The sequence below is a fragment of the Umezawaea sp. genome, assembly GCF_057122925.1.
Genome location: NZ_DBNGPQ010000128.1, coordinates 1 through 19,870, shown reverse-complemented (window position 1 = coordinate 19,870; position 19,870 = coordinate 1). Strand labels below are relative to the sequence as shown.

Here is a 19,870-nt window from a genome sequence, read left to right as displayed (position 1 = left end):
CGCCGGAGGCACCCCCGTGAACGACCTGCCCTTGCTGGCCGCGGCCCTGCGCGAGCTGCTCGCCGCCCAGTCCCGTCCGCGCTGCGTGCCCGTTCGCGCCACGGGCCGCACGCTGGTCGGCCGCAGGCGCCGGGTGGTGCCGGTGACCGCGCTGGGGCGTGCGGTGTGAGCGTGCGGGTCGAGTGGGAGGACGCGGTGCGGCGGCTGCTGGTCGGTGCGCACCGCGGCGGTGGCGGTCCGGAGGCGCTGCTGGACGACTGCGCGGCGGGTGGGCCCGCCGCGTTCGGAGCGGCGCTGCCGGTGGCCGTGGAGGTGGCCGAGCTGGAGGCCGCGCCGAGCACGGCCGAGCGGATCGTCGGTGAGGCGGCGCGGGAGGTGTTCACCCACATCGCGGCGGTGGACGACCAGGTGCTGCTGACCGAGTGGTGCGGCAAGGCCCGTGCGGCGGGTGAGGTGGCCGAGCACCGGTCGCTGCCGGAGCTGCTGGTGCTGGGCACGACGCATCCGGGCTTGCGGGCGGCGGTGGCCGCGGTGCTGGGGTCGCGCGGCCGGTGGCTGGCGGGGACGCGGCCTGGGTGGGCGTGGGCGACCGGTTCCGGGGTGTCGGCCGAGCTGGTCCCCCTGGGCGAGGTGCTCGACCTGCCGAGCGCGCGGCGGCTGGCCGCGCTGCGTCGGGCGCGGCGGGTCGACCCGGTGGGCACGCGGGCGTTCCTGGTCGAGCAGTTCGCGGCGCAGCGGCGGGCGGTGGACCGGCAGGCGCTGGTGACCGCGGTGGAGACGGGGCTCGGCCCCGAGGACGAGGAGCTGCTGGAAGCGGCGCTGGACGACCGGGCGATCGGCGTGCACGACGAGGCGGTGCGGCTGCTGCGGATGCTGCCGGGGTCGGCGTTGGCGGCGCGGGCAGCCGAACGGCTGGACCGCGGCCTGCACCTGGTGGAGGACGGCTTCGACGTGCGGGCCGACGAGCTGTGGGCCGAGGCGCTGCCGGGCCGGGACGAGGCGCGCGACCTCCAGCGCGACGGGTCCGAGGTCGGCGTCGCGGGCAGGTTGCGGGCCGCGGCGGCGAGCGTGCCCGCGGCGTACTGGACGGCTCGGCTCGCGACGGACGACGAGGGTGCGGCGGAGGTGCTGAGCGGTGGCCCGTGGGCCGCGGCGCTGCTGCGCGGGGTGGCGCAGCGGCTGGCGGTGGCGGTCGACGCGAGCCCGTGGGCGGTGGCGGCGACGCGGACGCTGACGGGCATGGAGCAGTTGGAGATGCTGGCGTCGCTGCCCGCGGAGCTGTCCGCCCGCACGGTGATCGCGGTGTCGCACCAGTGGAACTACGACCTGCTGGACCACGCGTGCTCGCAGCTGCCCGCGCCGTGGTCGGCGGAGTCGACGGCGGCGCTGCTCGGCCGGTACGCCGCGATGCGCGACCCGAGGTGGCGGGCCGGGCGCCCGCCCGCCGTGCTGCTGGCCCGCGGCGACGCGGAGGTGCTCGGCGCGAACTGGGCGCTCATCACCCAGCGGTGGCCGGAGCACTCGGTCGAACTCGAGGTGCTGCGGCTCCGCATGAAACTCAGCCAGGCTTTCGACCGGAAGGAACCCGTCCAGTGACGACCGAAACCGTGCTGCGGCCCGCCGCGGAACAGCAGTACGCCGCCGAGCTGGCGGCGTTGGCCGCGGCGGACGACCGGCCCCGCCCGCCGCGCTGGCTCATGTCGCCGCAGGCCGTGGTGACGTACGTGCTGGGCGGCACGCTGCCCGACGGCACGGTGATCACGCCGAAGTACGTGGGCAGCAGGCGGCTGGTGGAGGTGGCCGTCGGCACGCTCGTGACGGACCGGGCGCTGCTGCTGGTCGGTGTGCCCGGCACGGCGAAGTCGTGGCTGTCCGAGCACCTGGCGGCCGCGGTGAGCGGCGACTCGACGCTCGTCGTGCAGGGCACGGCGGGCACCAGCGAGGAGTCCGTCCGGTACGGCTGGAACTACGCGCGGCTGATCTCCGAGGGGCCGAGCGAGGTCGCGCTGGTGCCGAGTCCGGTGCTGCGGGCGATGCGGACCGGCGCGGTGGCGCGGGTCGAGGAGCTGAGCCGGATGCCCGCCGAGGTGCAGGACTCGTTCATCACGATCCTGTCCGAGAAGGCGCTGCCGGTGCCGGAGCTGAACCTGCACGTGCAGGCCGTGCCGGGCTTCACCGTGATCGCGACGGCCAACGACCGCGACCGCGGCGTGAACCAGATGTCGTCGGCGCTGGCCCGCCGGTTCAACACCGTCGTGCTGCCGCCGCCCGCGACCGAGGACGACGAGGTGCGGATCGTGACGGCTCGGGCTGCCCAGCTCGGCCGGTCGCTGCAACTGCCCGCCGAGCCGCCCGCGCTGGACGAGGTGCGCCGCGTGGTGCGGATCTTCCGCGAGCTGCGCAACGGGTCCACCGTGGATGGTCGGACGCAGTTGAAGAAGCCGAGCGGCAGCCTGTCGACGGCCGAGGCGATCTCGGTGATCGCGGGTGGGATGGCCCAGGCCGGGCACTTCGGCGACGGCTCGCTGGGCGCGGACGAGCTGGCGTCGGGCCTGCTCGGCGCGGTGGTCAAGGACAGGGTGTCCGACAGCGCGGTGTGGCAGGAGTACCTGGAGGCCGTGATCAAGGAGCGCGTCGAGTGGCGCGACCTGTACCGGGCCTGCCAGGACCTGGACACGTCCGGCTACACGGTGAGCGGCGCCTGATGGCTCCGCGCGACCAGGTGCTGCCGGATCGGGTGGTGCTGCTCGGCATCCGGCACCACGGCCCCGGTTCGGCCCGCATGGTCGAGGCCGCGCTGGCGGCCGTGCGGCCCGCGGTCGTGCTGATCGAGGGGCCGCCGGAGGGCGACGCGCTGCTGGAGCACCTGCCGTCGCTGGTCCCGCCGGTGGCGCTGCTGCTGCACGACGAGGCGGAGCCGTCGTCGGCCGCGTTCTGGCCGTTCGCGGAGTTCTCGCCGGAGTGGCGGGCGCTGACGTGGGCGCACGGCAACGGCGTGCCCGCGCGGTTCTTCGACCTGCCCGCCGCCGCGTCGCTGGGTGAGGAGCCGTCCGAGCCGAGGGCCGTGGTCGACCCGCTGGGCGTGCTGGCGGAGGCGGCCGGGTTCGACGATCCGGAGCGCTGGTGGGAGGACGTGGTCGAGCACTCGGCCACCGCCGATCCGCGCGACCTGGCGGGCGCCGTCGCGGAGGCGATGACGGCGCTGCGCGAGGAGTTCGCCGACGAGGTGGACGACCGGACGCTGCGCCGCGAGGCGTCGATGCGGCAGTCGCTGCGCAGGGCGTTGAAGGAGACCGAGGGGCCGATCGCGGTGGTGTGCGGGGCGTGGCACGTGCCCGCCCTGCGGGTGCTGCCGCCCGCGACGGCCGACGCGGCGCTGCTGAAGGGCCTGCCGAAGCGCAGGGTGTCGGGCACGTGGGTGCCGTGGAGCCACGGGCGGCTCGCGGCGTCGTCGGGCTACGGCGCGGGCATCGACTCCCCCGGCTGGTACGCGCACCTGTGGGAGTGCGCCGACCGGGGCGACGCGGTGCCGCGCTGGTTCGCGCGGGCGGCGTCGGTGCTGCGGGCGGACGACCTGCCCGCGTCGACGGCGAGCGCGGTCGAGGCGGTGCGGCTGGCCGACACGCTCGCCGCGCTGCGCGGCAGGCCGTCGCCGGGGCTGTCGGAGGTGAGCGAGGCCGCGTTGGCCGTGCTGTGCGGCGGCGACGAGGTCCCGCTGAGGCTGGTGCACGAGAAGCTGGTGATCGGCGAGCGGCTGGGTGAGGTCGGCGCGGGCGTGCCGACCTCACCGCTGGCCGCGGACGTGGCCCGGTTGCAGCGGAAGCTGAGGTTCCCGCCGAGCCTGGAGGGCAGGGAGGTCCGGCTCGACCTGCGCAAGGACACCGACCGGGAGCGGTCGAAGCTGTTGCGCAGGCTGGAGGTCCTCGGTGTGCCGTGGGGCCGTCCGGACGCGGCGCGCGGGCTGGGCACGTTCACCGAGGTGTGGCGGGTCCGCTGGGACCCCGGCTTCGCCGTGGCGCTCGGCAGCGCCGCGCGGCACGGCACGACGGTGGAGGCCGCGGCGGAACGCGTGCTGTGCGGGCGGGCGCGTGCCGCGGACCGGGTGGCGCCCGCCGCCGAGGTGCTGTCGGTCGCGGTGGGGTGCGAACTGCCGATCGCGGTCCTCGCGGCGAGGTCGGCGCTGGACCGCTGCGCGGCGGCGGCGACGGACGCCGTGGAACTGCTGGGCGCGCTGCCGGACCTGGCGACGACCGTCCGGTACGGCTCGGTCCGCGGCACGGACCCCGAACTGCTGCGGGTCGCGCTGCACGGCCTGCTGGCCCGCGGCGCGGTCGGTCTTCCGCTGGCGTGCAAGGGCGTGGACGACGAGACCGCCGAGCGCGCGCTGGTCGCGGTGAACGGCGCGGACGACGCGACCCGGCTGGCGGCGGACGAGGAGCACCGGGCGACGTGGCGGCGAGCGCTGCGGTCGCTGGTGGGGATGCCGGACGCGCACGGCCTGCCGACCGGGCGGGCGACGCGCCTGCTGTGGGAGGCGGGCGAGCTGGACACCGCGGCCGTGGCGACCAGGCTGCACCGCGCGACGTCGTGGAACGGCGGCACAGCGAGCGGCGCGACCGCGTTCGTCTCGGGCTTCCTGCGCGGTTCGGCATCGCTGCTGGCTGCGGACGCACGACTGTTCGACCTGGTGGACGAGTGGCTGTCCGGCCTGGCACCCGCGGACTTCGACGACGCGCTCCCGTTGCTGCGCAAGGCGATCACCGACTTCAGCCCGGCCGAACGCAGGCTGCTGGGCGAACGCGTACTGGGCTCGTCGACGTCGTCGGGCCCGACCCGGGACGAGTGGGACGAGGCCGCGGCACAACGACTCTCGGACCACGTCCGAGCGCTGCTGGCGGGAGCGCGCACATGACGGCGCACCGACCGGCGCACGGTGGGCGAGCGGGACCGGACGACCGGGACGACGAGCGCGCGACGACGGCGACAGGGCCCACCGGCCGCCTCCTCCGCCGCCGTGCCGGACGAACGGGCCGACGCCGTGCCGGAACGACCGCGGGATCACCTGCCGGTGGCCGTGGCGGTGGTGCTGGTCGCGGCACGTCGGAGGGGTGGAGCCCGATGACCGGAGCGACGACGGCTGTCGGGCTCACCGACATCCTCCGGCGCCGCGCCGAACGGATGGGACCAAGCCGTAGCGGAACGGTTGTCGGGTCACGTGCGGGCGGGAACGCGAACGTGACGGCGGGACCGGCCGGAGCACGTCGAAGGGGTGCCGAATGAGCGGGACGACGGACGTGGAACGGGTGCGGCGGTGGCGGTTGCTGCTGGGCTCGGCCGCCGAGGGCATGGGTGAGCTGGGTGAGGACGACCAGCGGCGGGACTCGGCGTTGACCGGTCTGTACGGCGGTGGCGCGGGGGCGCGGACCGTTGGTGACGCGCCGGACGGCGGCAAGCGCGGCGCGGGGCTCGGTTCCAGTGCGCCGGTGCTGCACCGTTGGCTGGGTGATGTTCGCAAGTACTTCCCCGCGTCCGTGGTGCAGGTGATGCAGAAGGACGCGGTGGAGAAGCTGGGGCTGCGTCAACTGCTGCTGGAGCCGGAACTGCTGTCCAGCGTGGAGCCGGACGTCAGTCTCGTCGGCACGCTGGTGTCGCTGTCGTCCGCGATCCCCGCCCGCACCCGCGAGACCGCGAGAGCGGTGGTGCGCAAGGTGGTCGAGGACATCGAGCGCAGGCTGGCCGACCGGTTGACGGCCGCGGTGCACGGCGCCGTCGACCACTCGCAGCGCACCCGCAGGCCCCGGCCCGCCGACGTGGACTGGCCGACCACGATCAGGGCGAACCTCCGGCACTACCAACCGGATCAGCGCACGCTCGTCGTCGAGACCCTGTCCGGCCGCAAGCGCCGCAGCCGGTCGGCCGCGCTGCGGGACGTGATCCTGCTAGTGGACCAGTCGGGCTCGATGGCCGACTCGGTCGTCTACTCGGCGGTCATGGGCGCGTCGCTGGCGTCGTTGAAGTCGATCGACACGAAGCTGGTCGTCTTCGACACCGAGGTCGTCGACCTGACCGAAGCCCTCGACGACCCGGTGGACCTGCTGTTCTCCACGCAACTGGGCGGTGGCACGGACATCAACCGCGCCGTGGCCTACGGGCAGTCGCTCGTGCGCAGGCCGACCGACACCGTCATGGTGCTGATCAGCGACCTGTACGAGGGCGGCGTGGCCCGCGAACTCCAGCGCAGGGTGCGGGAACTGGTGGCCAGCGGCGTCACCGTCGTCGTCCTGCTCGCCCTGGCCGACAGCGGCACCCCGGCCTACGACCACGAACTGGCGGCACAGCTCTCCGAACTGGGCGCGCCTGCCTTCGCCTGCACCCCGGACCGCTTCCCCGACCTCCTGGCCACCGCGCTCCGGAGGGAGGACGTCGCCACCTGGGCCGAACAGTCGGGCATCCCGGTCGGCCGCTAGCCCGCCGCGGCGGGACGGACGGCGGCGAGACGGGCACCAGCGCGGTCACGCCGACGCGGTGCACGACCGACCCGCCGCACAGGCAGGCAACGGCACGGGTCAGCGCGCGAACGCACCGAGAAGCCCAGCCCTGCCACGGCGAACCGGGCGACCAGCGGCTCGGGTCAGCGGTCGCCCCGAGCCGACCAGCAACCCGATCAACCCCACCGCGCCACACAGGCATCGGCGATCACACCGCGCGGACCAGCAACCCGATCGGCCACGCCACAAGCATCGGCGATCACACCGCGCGGACGTATCAGCCTAATCGGCTCTGCCGCGCCGCACAGGCATCGGCGATCACACCGCGCCGACGAGCAGCCCGACCGGCCCTGCCACGCCGCACAGGCCACGCATTGGTGCGGGTCGGCGCTCGCGTCACGTCAGCGAGATGCCCGACGAACCCCGCCGCCCCGCGCGGGGGGCGGGCCACGCAGGTGGCGTGGGTCAGCGTGCGGGCACCCTTGGCGTGAATCGGTAAGCGCACACCTGAGGCGTGAGCCGGTAGGCGGGTACCTGGGGCGTGGGTCAGCGGGCGGACACGCCCACGAGGTGCTCGACCAGGCGGTCCTGCTGCACCGCGGTGGTCGCGTCCAGCCTGAGCGCGGTCTTGCCGACCTCGATCACGAGCTGCTTCACGCCGGTGCGGGTGAGCCAGGCCTGGACGCGTTCGGCCAGCGCCTTGGCCACGTCCGGCTCGGTGATGGCCTGCGAGACGACCTTCGCCTCCTCCAGGGAGGGGCCGTGGCCGCTGACCGGCGGTTGGCCGGTGCGCAGGCGGGTCGCGTCGACGTGGAGTTCGAGCAGGTCGTCGAGGAGCGCGTGCAGGGCTTCGTCGAGCTGGGTGTCGTTCAGCGAATCGTCGACGACGCGAAAAACGATCTCGTTCACTACTGGCCCTTCGCCGGTGCTTGCGGTCTACCGGATCACGATACGGCCGAGGATCAGGTACAGGTGCTTCTCGGTGATCACGGCGGTGCGACCTCGGTCGTCCGGACCCGCCATCCACAGGCGGCCGGTGGCGCGCACGTGCTCGCGGACGCGCTCGGGCATCTCGGAGACGCGCAGGTAGCTGCGGTCGGAGCCCGCGAGTTCGAGGTAGGCCTGGCGGCCGATGCGGGCGCGGCCGGGGACGAAGCGGGCGTCGACGGCGCGCCACGGGTAGTCGCGGACCAGGCGCCTGACCTTGGGGCGGTCGACGAGGTGGCGCAGGCCGGGGACGGCCAGTTCGACGCACAGGGGGAAGAGGATCAGGACCCACGTGGAGTCGAGCGCCATCCACAGCGCGACGACGAGGAGAGCCGTGCCGAACGCCATGGAGAGGTAGCCCGCGGCCCGGTGGTCCGCGCGCGCCAGGCAGCGGTTGGTCCACTCGTCGCTGATCGCTTCCGCCGTGCTCATCACCTCTACAGATACCCCATGGAGATGATCAGCCAAACACCCGCGTCAGCACCTCGGCGTGGAAGAGCTTCGGAACCCCGCGGAACGCGACCACCGTGCGGCCCTCCTGGTCGGGGTCGACGAGCCACGCCCGGCGGTGCCTGCGGACCCGGCCGCGCAGCAGCGGACCGATCCCGTGGACGGCGAGGACGACGGGAGGGGAGCCCGCGACGACGAGGTGGCGGCCCTCCCAGCGGACCTGGACCTGGTTCCACGGCTCGTCCCCGAGGATCATCCCAACGGGTGGACGTCTGCGGAGGGTGAAGCCGAAGACGGCGGTGGACACGACCAGCAGCAACACCGGCAGGACGGACGCCGTGCCCACCCGGTGGACCAGCAGCAGCTGCCCGACGAACGCCAGCACGCCGATGAACGTCCAGGTCAGCGCTCGTCGACTTGCGCGCTCCAGGCAACGCCGGGTCCACTTGTCGTATCGGGCCGCACCTTCGGTGGACGGCTTGTTCGGCACACCCACAGGCCACCTCCGCCTGACGACGAAGAGGTTACGACGGGTGAAGGGCTTCCGTCTCCAGGCAACTCCAAGTTAGGCTCACCTAACCTAAGGAGGTGAACGGTGACCGAGCACCGACGTCCACCTGCCCCGCACGCGGCTGAGCGCGCCCGCACGATCGCCGCCCGCGGCGGCCGTGCCGCCGTGCTGCCCTCCGCCGGAGACGCGGGCGACGGCGTGCGGATCAGCCCGCTGCTGCACCACGTGCACCCGAACGGCACCGCGATGCTGCTGGTGCCCGACGACCACCCGCTGGTCGCGTCGACGTGGCAGGCCCCTCGCGCCGAGGTGACCGCGATGCTGGAGGTCGCCGACCACGCGCCCGTCCAGCTGCGCGAACCGGTCCGCGGCCTGCTGTGGATCACCGGCTGGCTCAGGGCGCTGGACGGCCGGGAGGCGCGCGACGAGGTGCTCGCGGTCGCCGACCAGAAGGCCGATCCCCGGCTGCTGGACGCCGGTCACGGTGCCACGGTGCTGCGGCTGAGCCCGGCGTCGATGGTGATCGCCGACGCCGAGGGCACGAGTTCGCTGCGGCCCGAGCAGTTCGCCGCGGCGGAGCCGGACCCGTTCTGCGCCCACGAGGACCACTGGCTGCGGCACCTCGAACTGTCGCACCGGGACGTGGTCTCGATGCTCGCGAAGCACCTGCCGGAGGAGCTGCGCGGCGGGCACGTCCGCCCGCTGGGCCTCGACCGGTTCGGCCTGCGGCTGCGGGTCGAGGCGGCGGACACCGACCACGACGTGCGGATCGCGTTCTCCCGCCCGGTCGCGTCGTCCAAGGAGCTGTCGGTGGAGCTGCGCCGCCTCGTCGGCTGCCCGTTCCTCGCCCAAACCGGGACGGCCTGACCAGCGACGACAGCAAGAAAACGCGGACACGGCTAGCTTGCACAGGTGAACTGGCTGTCACCCCAACGCCCCGCGTTCCCCGAAGTGCTCCCGAAGGAGCAGCACCGCGGCTACCAGATCGAACTGCTGGTCGTCTTCAGCGTCACCCTCGGCCTGTCCGGGCTGCGGAGCCTGGTCCGGCTGCTGGACAGCCTGCTGCAACCCGTGCCGCTGAACCAGCAGTCGGTCGCGCTCAACGTGCCGCAGGCCCGGTTCGACCTGCTGGACCTCGTCGCGCAGCTGCTCAGCGTCCTCCAGCTGGCCGCGTGGGGCGGGCTCGGCCTCTACCTGCTGTGGCGGGGCGGCATCAAGCTCGGCATGATCGGACTGGACCGCACCCGGATCGGTCCGGACGCGCTCGGCAGCCTCGGGCTCGCCGCGGTCATCGGCATCCCCGGTCTGGCGTTCTACCTGCTCGCCTACAACCTGGGCCTCAACCTCGCCGTGCAGCCGTCGGTGCTGGACGAGGCGTGGTGGCGGACCCTCGTGCTGATCCTCGCCGCCGCGGGCAACGCGTGGGCCGAGGAGGCGCTGGTCGTCGGCTACCTGCTGACCCGGTTCCGGCAGTTCGGCTGGTCGGAGAACAAGGCGCTGCTGGTGAGTTCGGTGCTGCGCGGCTCGTACCACCTCTACCAGGGGTTCGGCGGCTTCATCGGCAACGTGGTCATGGGGCTGGTGTTCGGCCGCGTGTGGCAGCGGACGAACAGGCTGTGGGTCCTGGTCCTGGCGCACACGATCCTCGACGTGGTGGCCTTCGTCGGCTACACGGCGCTGCGCGGCCACGTGTCCTGGCTGCCGTGACCGTCCGCAACGATTCGGCTGTCCAAACCTCATATTGCTGAATGTTTCACTGCATAGAGGCGTTCTTACGATCGACTTCACGCGGTACAGCCCACTCGAAGCAGATTATTTCGCCGTCCAGGCGCTACTCTCGGATTCGTGACTGCGCACATCGCTGAGACGGAAGCCGTCGACGGTGCCCCGCACCCCGCCCCCAGGGTGGAGAGCGAGGTCGGGCCGTTGCGCACGGTGCTGCTGCACCGACCGGGGAACGAGCTCAAGAGGCTCACGCCGCGCAACAACGACCAACTGCTGTTCGACGGCGTGCCGTGGCTGGCCCGCGCGCAGGAGGAGCACGACGCGTTCGCCGAGGTGCTGACCTCGCGCGGCGCCGAGGTGCTGCTGCTGTCGGACCTGCTGGAGGAGGCGCTGACCGACCAGCGCGCGCGGATCGCGGGCATCCACAGCGCGGTCAACGAGCGGCGCCTGGGCATCGACCTGGCGGACGCGCTGCGCTCGCACCTGTCGACGCTGGCCCCGGAGCCGCTGGCGCAGGCGCTGATGACCGGCATGACGTTCGAGGAGCTGCCCGCCGCCGAGGGCGCGTCGCTGGTGCGCAAGATGCACCACCCGATCGACTTCGCGGTCGACCCGCTGCCGAACCTGCTGTTCACCCGCGACTCGTCGGTGTGGGTGGGCGACCGGGTCGCGATCACGTCGCTGGCGCTGCCCGCGCGCGACCGCGAGACGGCGCTGACGGACCTGATCTACGCCTACCACTCGCGCTTCCGCAGGACCGGCCGCGCGTACGGCGCGCACTCGGCGCCCGTCGAGGGCGGCGACGTGCTGCTGCTGGCGCCCGGCGTGCTCGCGATCGGCGTCGGCGAGCGCACCACCCCGGCGGGCGCGGAGTCGTTCGCCCGCTCGGCGCTGGCCGACGGCCTGGCGCACACCGTGCTGGCGGTGCCGATCGTCCAGGAGCGCGCCACCATGCACCTCGACACCGTGTGCACCATGGTCGACCGCGACGCCGTGGTCATGTACCCGGCGGTGCGCAACACCCTGTCCGCCTACCCGGTCCGCTCCGACGGCAGCGGTGGCGTGGTCGTGGACGGCCCGGTGCCGTTCCTGGAGGCCGCGGCCGAGGCGATGGGCATCGACCGGCTGCGGGTGATCGACACCGGTCTCGACCCCGTGACCGCGGAACGCGAGCAGTGGGACGACGGCAACAACACGCTCGCCGTCGCGCCCGGACTGGTCGTCGCCTACGAGCGGAACGTGGAGACCAACGCCCGGCTGGAGGACGCCGGCGTCGAGGTGCTGCGGATCAGCGGGTCCGAACTCGGGTCCGGCCGCGGCGGCCCGCGCTGCATGTCGTGCCCGATCGACCGGGCGGCCCTGGTCTGAGATCGTCGCCACAGCGCACGGCGTGGATCACCGGCCGACACCTGGTCCACGCCGTGCGCAAGCGTTTGTCAGCGGCGATCCGTAGGTTTGCCTAAGCTTTGTTTGGATTACCTCTCCAAACACATATTAGCCTTACCTGCAATGCATTCTACCCCTCATTGGGCTACCGTCGCGGCATGGCTCTCAACGTGAAGAAAATCGGCAGCAAGTCCAACAGGTTCCACGACCTGCTCCAGGCGCAGATCGGCAACGAGTTCACCGCGTCGCAGCAGTACATCGCCGTCGCGGTCTGGTTCGACAACGCGGACCTGCCGCGCCTCGCGTCGCACTTCTACAAGCAGGCGCTCGAAGAGCGCAACCACGCCATGATGATCGTGCAGTACCTGATGGACAACGGCCTCCCGGTGAGCATCCCCGGCGTGGGCGACGTCCGCAACGACTTCTCCGCCGCCCGCGAGCCCGTCGCGCTCGCGCTCCAGCAGGAGAAGGACGTCACCGAGCAGATCGTGGTGCTGGCGAAGACCGCCCGCGACGAGGGCGACTACATCGGCGAGCAGTTCCTCCAGTGGTTCCTCAAGGAGCAGGTCGAGGAGGTCGCGTCGATGAGCACGCTGCTCACCGTCATCGACCGCGCCGACGGCAACCTGTTCCACGTGGAGAACTTCCTGGTGCGCGAGACCGTCGGCGAGGAGTCCGACTCCGGTGCTCCCCGCGCCGCCGGTGGCGCCGTCTGACGTCCTGCCTGCTCACCTGAGCGCCTGCGAACGGCGTCCGACCCGACACCGGGACGGGCGCCGTTCGGGCATCGGCACCACGGCGACCGCACTGTCGGAAAATAGCCGACTCAATTTTCGAGAAAGCATTCCGCGGTGTCGAGCTGCATTCGAATCATCGTGACCCGGTCGGCGTCCTGGAATGACCCGCCAGTTCCCTGGACGTGGAACACGTAGTTCCACGCGAGCGCTCCCCCGGTGTGGACGACGAATCCCGCGAGCACCGCGGTGGCCGACGGGTACCGCGCTTTCACCTCCGCCACGGTCGAGCCCACGCCGATGCCCATCGAGGTCTTGGCGGTGCTGGGGATGGTGATCCGCACGACGCCCGCCGAGGGGCTGACGACCACCGCTCCCACCATGTCCGGGTGGCCCTGGCTGGAGTACTGGTGGCACCCGAGGGAGTCGTCCCCGGTCCTGGTGATGAAGCCGGTCGCGACCGCGTCCGCCTCCGCCATGCCGAGCTTGAGCACCCCGAAGCCGACCGAGCCGGACGAGGGGGGCTGCTCCACGGTGACGGTCTTCGTCACCTCGGACGTGGGGGGACCCGCGGGTGGCATGGACGCCGGGCCCCCGAGGCCCGCCAGCGCGATGCCGCCCGCCACCAGCGCGGCCACCGCGAACGCGCTGCCCGCGCTCGCGAGCGCCACGCGCCTGCGCCGCACCCGGCGCGCGCCGGTCACCACGGCGTGGTCCGCACCCGGTTTGACCGGGATCTCCAACCTCTGGTCCTGGAACAGCCTGCGCAGTTCGTCGTCGAGGTCCACGGTCAGTCCCTCCCTTCCACGAGCCAACCGAGTTTCGTCCGCAACGCAGCCATCGCCTTGCTGTTCTGGCTCTTCACCGTGCCCTTCGTGACGCCGAGCGAGTCGGCGATCTCCGCCTCGGACAGACCCTCGTAGAACCGCAGCACGACGACGGCGCGCTGCCTCGGCGGCAGTTCGCGCATGGCCTGCCACAGCGGCTCGTGCTCCAGCCGGTCGCTCTCGGCCCGCGCGGGCGAGTCGGGGAAGTCGGCGACGAGGTTCTCCCTGCGGAGCCGACGCCACCGGCTGACGTGCCCGTTGGCCATCGCGCGCCGCACGTAGGCGAGCGGGTCGGGGCCCTTGCCGAGCACGGAGTGCCAGCGCGAGCCGACCTTCTCCAGCACCGACTGGACGAGGTCGGCCGCGTCGTGCGGGTTGCCGGTCAGCGCGTGGCCGTACCGGAGCAGACCTGGCAACGACATCCGGACGAACTCGGCGAAGTCCTCCACCACGGCCCTCTCCCCGCCGAGTTCGGCCGTCCCTCCGACGCCGTTCCCCGCTGCACCGACGTGCACTGGTGCGAACACCGCACGCCCCCCTCCTCGACAGCCCCCACGACTGCCGCTGGGAGGCACACGTCCGGAGCACCGCACCGGTTGCCGGTACCGGGGTGGGGCGGAGATCACGCTCGGGTTCGCGGGTGGCACGCAACCTGCACGCCCGTCGAACGTCGTCGGTTGCCCCGGAGCGTCAGATCGTCGTGGGCGGCCGGAACCGGCCGTCGTCCCCCGGCGCGTAGTCGAGGACGCGGACGACCGAGCCCACCGGGATCGGGGCGTACACGTGGGGGAACCACACGCCGGTCGGGTGCTCGGGCTCGCCGGGCTCCCACTTCACCGGCAACCCGGTCGGGTCGACGACGAGCAGCAGCAGGTCCGTGCGGCCCGAGCAGAGGAGGTTCGCGGGCAGGTGGACGCTGCCGGGGTCGGCGCAGTGCACGAAGCCGACGGTGGCGAGCGAGTCCGGTCGGACCTCGCCGCGCTCGCGGTCGGCGGCCCACTCGTCGGTGCCGCTGATGCGCAGGATCACTTATCCACACCCCCTGTGGACAACGTTGTGGACAACCTCGGGGAGCGCCGGGCGCTCCCCGAGGTGCCGCTAGCGAAGGGTGATCTGACGGCCGCGCAGACCCTCGCGGGCCCGCCGCTCGGCGTCGGTGATCGGCTCGTCCTCGACGCTGGCCAGCGCTTCCAGCAACCGCTTGCCCAACGCCTCGGCGGGACCGGCCCACTCGGAGGCGTGCAGCTCGCGGTCCAGGTCCCACACCGGCACGACCAGGCCGTGCGCGCGGAACGAGCCCGCGTAGCGGGAGCCCTCACCCAGGTCCAGCTCGCCGCGCACGTGCAGGCGCGCCATGGCGTTGAGCAGCTTCTCCTCGGCCTCCGGGCGGACCCAGCGCAGGTGCGCCTTGTCGCCCGCGTCGACCCAGTAGGCCGCCTTCACGCCGGGGGCGTCCACGCGCGCGGTCGGCAGGATCGCCGAGTTCGCCCGCTCCAGCGACAGCGCCACCTCGCCGGTGGGCTGGTTGTCCGGCGGCATCCACCACGCGAAGTCGTCGTGCAGCTCGGGGCTCAGCTCGGCGTCGACGTCCAGGACGTCCTGGAGCCTGCCGGGGTTCTCGCCGTTGTCGGGGCCGACGACGGACAGCGCCTCGCCGGTCTCCGCCTTCTCGGCCCACTGGACGGCGCGGGCCAGGTCGCGGCTGATGTCGCCGGACCTGATCTGCACCTGGAGGCCGACGAACGCCGTGCCGTCGCCGCGGACCAGACCGGCCGCGGCCATCGGCAGCACCGTGGCGAGGGTGATCTCGCGGTCGCCCTTGGCGAGCGGCAGCTTCACCGTCGCCGAGGGCACGAACTCGCGCAGCGCGATGAGTTCGCACTCCGAGGCCAGTCCCTCGAACGGACGGGACACCATCACGTCGCCGGGGCCGCCTTCGGAGCCGTGGCAGGCCTTGTACCTCTTGCCGGAGCCGCACGGGCACGGCTGGCGGGGGTTGATCCCGTCAGCTGGCTTCGCAGCGTTCTTCACGGCCGTCCGCTTGGCCACCTGTGGCCCTCCTCGCGCTCGCAGTCAGTGCGCAAAGTTATCCGACCGCGACCCGCTCATCCGAGTTGGGCAGCGGTTGCACGCGCCCCGGACAGGTGTTCACGAGTCCTGATCGGGGAGTTCGTGGCCAGGAACCGCACCCCGAGGTCGCGGCAGAACTCGACGTCCTCCGCGGAGTCGACCGTCCAGACGTACGTGTCGTGCCCCTGCTCCCGGCTGCGCTCGACGTAACCGGGGTCCAGGCGCAGCAGCTCCACGTCCGGGCCGGTGTGGTCGGCCCACGGCGGCAGCCAGCCGTCGCGGCCCTGCTCCCCCATCTTCTCGATGAGCTGCACGGTGGGCAGGCGCGGCGCCTGTTCGCGCAGCTTGCGCACGGCCAGCGTGGAGAACGACATCAGCACCACGCGCGCCTCGTCCTTCGTCTCGGGCTTGGACAGCCCGAACCGGCGCAGGGCCGCGCCCACCGCGGCCTCGATCCGACCGGGGAAGCGAGCGGGGTGCTTGGACTCGACGAACAGCGTCAGGTCCGGCCGCGAGGCGACGAGGAGTTCGAGCAGCGCGTCGAACGTGAGCACGGGCTGGTGCTCGCCGTCCCGCCAACTGCCGAAGTCCAGCTCGGACAGCTCGGCCAACGTCATCCTGCTGACCAGGCCGGTGCCCGAGGAGGTGCGGTCGACGGCGTCGTCGTGGACGCAGACCAGGTGTCCGTCGGCGGTGAGCCGGACGTCGCACTCCAGGCCGTCAGCCCCCTGGGTGATCGCTAGTTCGAAGGCCGCGAACGTCAGTTCGGCCCGGTGGGCTGAAGCGCCGCGGTGCGCGACGACGAGAGGTGGCACGAGCGAAAACTGTCCGTGACCTGCGGCTCCCGGTCAACTCGCCCCAGGTGAACCACTGGATAACTATTTGAGCCGACAAGCACACCTCGTGGACTTGGACAGGTGCCACGACATAGCGTTCCGGGCGTGACCAGTGTCGTATTCGACCAGCGGGACCCGGCGTTCATCGCCGACCCCTACCCCGTCTTCGCCGCTCTGCGCGAACGGGGCGAGGTGCACTGGCACGACGACCTCGGCATCGCGGTCACCGCGTCGCACTCCGCCGCGTCGGCCGTGCTGCGCCACCGCTCGCTGGGGCGGGTGTGGTCGGACGTGAAGCCGGTCGAGGCGTTCACCTCGTTCAACCTCCTGCACCGCAACTCGCTGCTGGAGAACGAGCCGCCGACCCACGGCAGGCTGCGGCGGCTGGTCGCCGCCGCGTTCGGGCGCGGTCACGTCGAACGGCTGAGACCGTGGATCGCCGACCTGGCGGACCGGTTGGTCGACGAGCTGTGCGCGAAGATCGCCGACCAGGGTTCGGCGGACCTGCTGGCCCACGTGGCCGCCCCGCTGCCGGTCGAGGTGATCGCCGAACTGCTCGGCGTGCCCGGCTCGGAGCGTGCGCTGCTCCAGCCGTGGTCCAACGCGATCGTGAAGATGTACGAGTTCGACCTGCCGCGGGAGCAGAGGGCCGCCGCCGAGCGCGCCTCCACCGAGTTCGTCGCCTACCTGCGCGACCTGGTCGCCCTGCGCCGCGAGAACCCCGGTGCCGACCTGGTGAGCGACCTGGTCGCGGTGACCGACACCGACGGCGGCAAGCTCACCGAGGACGAGCTGGTCGCCACCGCCGTCCTGCTGCTCATGGCGGGCCACGAGGCCACGGTGAACGTCATCGGCAACGGCGTCCTGGCGCTGATGCGCCACCCCGACCAGTGGCGGCGGCTGCTCGCCGATCCCGCGCTGCTGCCGACCGCGACCGAGGAGCTGATCCGCTTCGACTCGCCGTTGCAGCTCTTCGAGCGCACGGCGACCGCCGACGTGGAGATCGCCGGGTACGAGTTGCGGGCGGGCGACAAGATCGCCGCGCTGCTCGGTGCCGCGGCCCGCGACCCGCTGGTGTTCAGCGCGCCCGACACCCTCGACATCGGCCGCTTCCCCAACCAGCACCTGGGTTTCGGCGCGGGCATCCACTACTGCCTCGGCGCGCCCCTGGCCCGCATCGAGGTCGAGGCCGCGCTGGGCGCGCTGGCGCGCAAGCTGCCCGGCGCCGAGTTGGCGGCGCAGCCGCGCAGGCGCGCGGAGTTCGTCATCCGCGGCCTGCACGAACTGCCTCTCACGGGTACCGGCGCGGGAGCTTGAGGCCCCTGTCGGCGAGCACGGCGCGGAGGCGGTCCGGGTAGTCGGTGATCAGCCCGTCCACGCCGTCGTCGATCAGCTTGTTCATGGTCGCCGGGTCGTTGACGGTCCACGGGACCACCCTGAGGTGCGCGCGGTGGGCTTCGTCGACGAGCGCCCTCGTGGTGAACGGGACGTAGTCCGGGTCGCCGACACCGCCGCCCTGCGGGTTGCCGTGGACCGGTGACAGGGCGACGGCGCCGAAGCTCTTCACCGCTCGGACGGGGCTGCCGCCGAAGTCGGCCAGGTCCAGCCCGCCGAGCCACGGGGAACCGGGGCGCAGGAACTCCGGCTGGGTGAGGGCGACCAGCCCGATGCGGGGTTCCACCTGGCGCATCCGCATCAGCGCGCCCCAGTCGAAGCTCTGCACGGTGGTGTTGCGCAGGAAGCCGGACCGGCGGATCTCGCGGGCGGCGACCTGGACGAACTGCTCGCGCGGCGCGGTCTCGTGCGGCGCGGCGGCCTCGACCTTGGTCTCGACGTTGAACCGGATGCCGTGGGCGTGGTGCCTGCGGGCGAGGTCGAACACCTCCCGCAGCGTCGGCATCCTGGCTCCCGGCGACAGCTCCTGGTCCGGGTACTGCTCCCAGCGCCGCGACCCGCAGTCGAGGGTGCGGACCTGGGCGAACGTCAGGTCCTTCACGTACTTGCCCGCGTACGGGAACGCCGGGTCGCCCGGTGTGGCCGGGGCGGTGTCGACGCACTTGGCCGGGTTGGTCCTCCGGTCGTGCGTCACGACCTCGCGGCCGTCGGAGGTGATCTGGATGTCCAGTTCGAGCGTGGTCACCCCGACTCGCAAGGCCTTCTCGAACGCGGCCAGGGTGCTCTCGACGGTGAGCCCGATCCCGCCCCGGTGGGCTTGGAGGTCGAACTCGCGTCCGTGGGCGTCAGCGACGCCGGGGACCAGCACACCGATCACGACAGCCACCACGAGTGCCCGCATGGCTCCACCGTGGCAGATCGAGGTGGCCGCCCGGTATCCGCGAGTTGGACGCTGGACGTGCTCCCTGGTACCCGCGGCTAGCGGGCGGAACCGGCGTAGCGCTGGGCGCGCAGCGGCGGTTCCGGGGCGTCCTTGACGCCGACCACGCGCATGAACCGCACCGCCGACGGGTCGACCGGGAGCAGCAGGGTGGTGATGCGGCGGACGACCAGGGTGGTCGTGATCGCCACGGCGGCGGCGAGCAGGTCGGCGAACGCGTGCAGCAGCACGCCGTCGGCCAGCGCCTGCACGCTGGAGCGGAAGGTCCAGGCCAGGGTGAACGCGACGAACAGGCCGGTGGCTGCCCACAGGCCCCACCAGACCCTGAGCAGCCTGGACGGGGTGGGGCGGCGGTCGGCGGGCTCGCGCAGGGCGGCGTGCTCCAGTTCCGCCGCGACCGATCCGGGGACCACGAGGTTCACGCCGGGCACGACCAGGCCGATGAGGACCTGGAGGTCGGAGCGGGACGGGGCGTACCCCGCGGCGTCCGCGGCGGCGTCGCGCGCGCGGCGCAGCCACAGCAGGGTGAGCACGAGGGCCAGGGCCGACGCGACCCACGAGATCACGGCCGACGAGACGACCATGGCGTCGGACAGGCCGACGGTGGTCGGCGACAGTGCCCCGTACCGGCTGAGCGCGAGCAGCACGTACCGCCACACCTCGCTGCCCGCCGCCCAGATCGCCGTCACGGCCGCGAGGCCGAGCGCGTTCGTGGCCGCGCGGGCGCGGGTGCGGACCTGGTCGACGGAGACCGGGACCGACGCGTCGCCCATGACCGACGTCGGCCAGCGCCACGCGAGCAGCGGGAAACCCCACCTCGGCGGCACCGGGTAGGACGGCGGCCCCTGGTAGCGCGGGGTGAACCGCCGCGACCGACGCTGGTAGGCGCCGGGCGGCGGGGTCGCCACCCAGTCCACGCGCATCGGCTGCAACGGCTGCATGATCAGATGACCTCGGGCTCCGCGCCCGCGACGCCGCCCACGAGCGGACGGCCCTGGGCGGACCAGTGCTGCATGCCGCCGTCGACGTTCACCGCGTCCCAGCCGTTCGCGTTCAGGTACTGGGTGACGCGGGCGGACCGGCCGCCCGAACGGCAGATCACGTACAGCTCGCTGTCGGCGGGCAGCTCTTCGAGCCTGCTCGCCAGCTCGCTCATCGGGATGTGCAGCGCGTCGGGCGCGTGCCCGGCTTCCCACTCGTCGGCTTCGCGCACGTCGAGCAGCACCTTGCCCTCGGGCAGCTCGACGGGGACCTCGGACACTTCGACGTTCGGCACGGTCACGTCCGCAATGGTGCCACGTCGTCAGGTCGGACGAGCGTGAGGAACCGCCTCGGCGCACCGGGGGCGGGCGGTTCGGGCGGGTTCGACCGGCCGTGCCGCGACGGCTTTTGAGTTTTCTTGAAGGTCGGCGGTCCACTGTTGCGTCCGGGGGGAGGGCACGGGCGCCGGAGGGGAGCGCCGGTGCCCGAGGTCGCGAAAAACCCCACCCGACGGGGTGTGGGGGGGGGGTTTTCGCGACC

Annotated in this window: 21 protein-coding genes; 10 read left to right on the top strand and 11 right to left on the bottom strand. The window is 72.8% G+C overall.

Translation table 11 applies throughout. The annotated features are described in order from the left end of the window. The first annotated feature begins 16 nt into the window (after positions 1-16). From AC156L_RS29095 to AC156L_RS29075, 5 genes are all read left to right on the top strand, one after another. Entirely contained in the window at positions 17-169 is a 153-nt protein-coding gene (locus AC156L_RS29095) for a hypothetical protein (protein ID WP_330877450.1), read from the top strand. Continuing rightward, positions 166-1,596 (top strand): DUF5691 domain-containing protein, encoded by a 1,431-nt coding sequence (locus AC156L_RS29090; RefSeq protein ID WP_484407444.1) that lies wholly within the window; start codon positions 166-168, stop codon positions 1,594-1,596. The genes AC156L_RS29095 and AC156L_RS29090 overlap by 4 nt, the downstream gene beginning before the upstream one ends. Next, complete coding sequence (locus AC156L_RS29085; RefSeq protein WP_484407442.1) at positions 1,593-2,705, top strand: ATP-binding protein; 1,113 nt, start codon at positions 1,593-1,595, stop codon at positions 2,703-2,705. The genes AC156L_RS29090 and AC156L_RS29085 overlap by 4 nt, the downstream gene beginning before the upstream one ends. Next, complete coding sequence (locus AC156L_RS29080) at positions 2,705-4,912, top strand: DUF5682 family protein (RefSeq protein WP_330877447.1); 2,208 nt, start codon at positions 2,705-2,707, stop codon at positions 4,910-4,912. The genes AC156L_RS29085 and AC156L_RS29080 overlap by 1 nt, the downstream gene beginning before the upstream one ends. Positions 4,913-5,276: 364 nt before the next feature. Then, positions 5,277-6,467, top strand: coding sequence for a VWA domain-containing protein (locus AC156L_RS29075; protein ID WP_330877446.1), 1,191 nt, complete (start codon positions 5,277-5,279; stop codon positions 6,465-6,467). Positions 6,468-7,034: 567 nt separating this feature from the next. Here the strand turns inward: AC156L_RS29075 and AC156L_RS29070 are convergent. Genes AC156L_RS29070 through AC156L_RS29060 form a run of 3 tightly spaced genes read right to left on the bottom strand, consistent with a single transcriptional unit; the run spans position 7,035 to position 8,421 of the window. Next, positions 7,035-7,397 carry a hypothetical protein gene (locus AC156L_RS29070; protein WP_330877445.1) on the bottom strand — a complete coding sequence of 121 codons (363 nt, stop codon included), beginning with the start codon at positions 7,395-7,397 and terminating at the stop codon, positions 7,035-7,037. 27 nt (positions 7,398-7,424) lie between these two features. After that, complete coding sequence (locus AC156L_RS29065) at positions 7,425-7,907, bottom strand: hypothetical protein (protein ID WP_330877444.1); 483 nt, start codon at positions 7,905-7,907, stop codon at positions 7,425-7,427. 28 nt (positions 7,908-7,935) lie between these two features. Further along, positions 7,936-8,421, bottom strand: coding sequence for a hypothetical protein (locus tag AC156L_RS29060; protein WP_484407441.1), 486 nt, complete (start codon positions 8,419-8,421; stop codon positions 7,936-7,938). Positions 8,422-8,520: 99 nt separating this feature from the next. On the opposite strand from AC156L_RS29060, the gene AC156L_RS29055 reads away from it, so the two are divergent. The 4 genes from AC156L_RS29055 to AC156L_RS29040 all read left to right on the top strand — a co-directional run bounded on the left by AC156L_RS29055 (position 8,521) and on the right by AC156L_RS29040 (position 12,263). After that, complete coding sequence (locus tag AC156L_RS29055) at positions 8,521-9,303, top strand: DUF2470 domain-containing protein (RefSeq protein ID WP_330877442.1); 783 nt, start codon at positions 8,521-8,523, stop codon at positions 9,301-9,303. 45 nt (positions 9,304-9,348) lie between these two features. Then, the gene (locus AC156L_RS29050; RefSeq protein ID WP_330877441.1) at positions 9,349-10,143 is read left to right on the top strand and encodes a CPBP family intramembrane glutamic endopeptidase; all 795 of its coding nucleotides are present in this window, start codon (positions 9,349-9,351) and stop codon (positions 10,141-10,143) included. A gap of 138 nt (positions 10,144-10,281) precedes the next feature. Beyond that, on the top strand, positions 10,282-11,529 hold the full coding sequence (locus AC156L_RS29045; protein ID WP_330877440.1) for an arginine deiminase: 1,248 nt from the start codon (positions 10,282-10,284) through the stop codon (positions 11,527-11,529). Between the two features lie 176 nt (positions 11,530-11,705). Next, positions 11,706-12,263, top strand: coding sequence for a ferritin (locus AC156L_RS29040; protein WP_330877439.1), 558 nt, complete (start codon positions 11,706-11,708; stop codon positions 12,261-12,263). 110 nt (positions 12,264-12,373) lie between these two features. Here AC156L_RS29040 and AC156L_RS29035 read toward each other — a convergent pair whose 3' ends face one another. The 5 genes from AC156L_RS29035 to AC156L_RS29015 all read right to left on the bottom strand — a co-directional run bounded on the left by AC156L_RS29035 (position 12,374) and on the right by AC156L_RS29015 (position 15,993). Further along, positions 12,374-13,069, bottom strand: coding sequence for a hypothetical protein (locus AC156L_RS29035; protein WP_330877438.1), 696 nt, complete (start codon positions 13,067-13,069; stop codon positions 12,374-12,376). Between the two features lie 2 nt (positions 13,070-13,071). Then, positions 13,072-13,560 carry a SigE family RNA polymerase sigma factor gene (locus tag AC156L_RS29030; protein WP_330877570.1) on the bottom strand — a complete coding sequence of 163 codons (489 nt, stop codon included), beginning with the start codon at positions 13,558-13,560 and terminating at the stop codon, positions 13,072-13,074. A 238-nt stretch (positions 13,561-13,798) separates the two neighbouring features. Continuing rightward, entirely contained in the window at positions 13,799-14,137 is a 339-nt protein-coding gene (locus AC156L_RS29025; protein WP_330877437.1) for a DUF952 domain-containing protein, read from the bottom strand. 69 nt (positions 14,138-14,206) lie between these two features. Further along, positions 14,207-15,157, bottom strand: a complete 951-nt coding sequence (locus AC156L_RS29020; RefSeq protein WP_330877436.1) for a DUF5926 family protein — start codon at positions 15,155-15,157, stop codon at positions 14,207-14,209. 56 nt (positions 15,158-15,213) lie between these two features. Continuing rightward, positions 15,214-15,993 (bottom strand): glycerophosphodiester phosphodiesterase, encoded by a 780-nt coding sequence (locus AC156L_RS29015; RefSeq protein ID WP_330877435.1) that lies wholly within the window; start codon positions 15,991-15,993, stop codon positions 15,214-15,216. A 126-nt stretch (positions 15,994-16,119) separates the two neighbouring features. On the opposite strand from AC156L_RS29015, the gene AC156L_RS29010 reads away from it, so the two are divergent. Beyond that, entirely contained in the window at positions 16,120-17,331 is a 1,212-nt protein-coding gene (locus tag AC156L_RS29010; RefSeq protein ID WP_330877434.1) for a cytochrome P450, read from the top strand. Here AC156L_RS29010 and AC156L_RS29005 read toward each other — a convergent pair. From AC156L_RS29005 to AC156L_RS28995, 3 genes are all read right to left on the bottom strand, one after another. Then, positions 17,306-18,310 (bottom strand): glycerophosphodiester phosphodiesterase family protein, encoded by a 1,005-nt coding sequence (locus AC156L_RS29005; protein ID WP_330877433.1) that lies wholly within the window; start codon positions 18,308-18,310, stop codon positions 17,306-17,308. The genes AC156L_RS29010 and AC156L_RS29005 overlap by 26 nt on opposite strands. A gap of 77 nt (positions 18,311-18,387) precedes the next feature. Beyond that, positions 18,388-19,290: a DUF4328 domain-containing protein gene (locus AC156L_RS29000; RefSeq protein ID WP_330877432.1), complete on the bottom strand. Its 903-nt coding sequence runs from the start codon at positions 19,288-19,290 to the stop codon at positions 18,388-18,390. A gap of 2 nt (positions 19,291-19,292) precedes the next feature. Next, on the bottom strand, positions 19,293-19,640 hold the full coding sequence (locus AC156L_RS28995) for a rhodanese-like domain-containing protein (protein ID WP_414719957.1): 348 nt from the start codon (positions 19,638-19,640) through the stop codon (positions 19,293-19,295). Positions 19,641-19,870 lie beyond the last annotated feature (230 nt).

Bases quoted from the DNA above. Each gene is read 5' to 3' on its own strand.
- AC156L_RS29080 (WP_330877447.1), top strand. From the start codon at position 2,705: ATGGCTCCGCGCGACCAGGTGCTGCCGGATCGGGTGGTGCTGCTCGGC.
- AC156L_RS29075 (WP_330877446.1), top strand. From the start codon at position 5,277: ATGAGCGGGACGACGGACGTGGAACGGGTGCGGCGGTGGCGGTTGCTG.
- AC156L_RS29065 (WP_330877444.1), bottom strand. From the start codon at position 7,907: ATGAGCACGGCGGAAGCGATCAGCGACGAGTGGACCAACCGCTGCCTG.
- AC156L_RS29040 (WP_330877439.1), top strand. From the start codon at position 11,706: ATGGCTCTCAACGTGAAGAAAATCGGCAGCAAGTCCAACAGGTTCCAC.
- AC156L_RS29005 (WP_330877433.1), bottom strand. From the start codon at position 18,310: ATGCGGGCACTCGTGGTGGCTGTCGTGATCGGTGTGCTGGTCCCCGGC.
- AC156L_RS29000 (WP_330877432.1), bottom strand. From the start codon at position 19,290: ATGCAGCCGTTGCAGCCGATGCGCGTGGACTGGGTGGCGACCCCGCCG.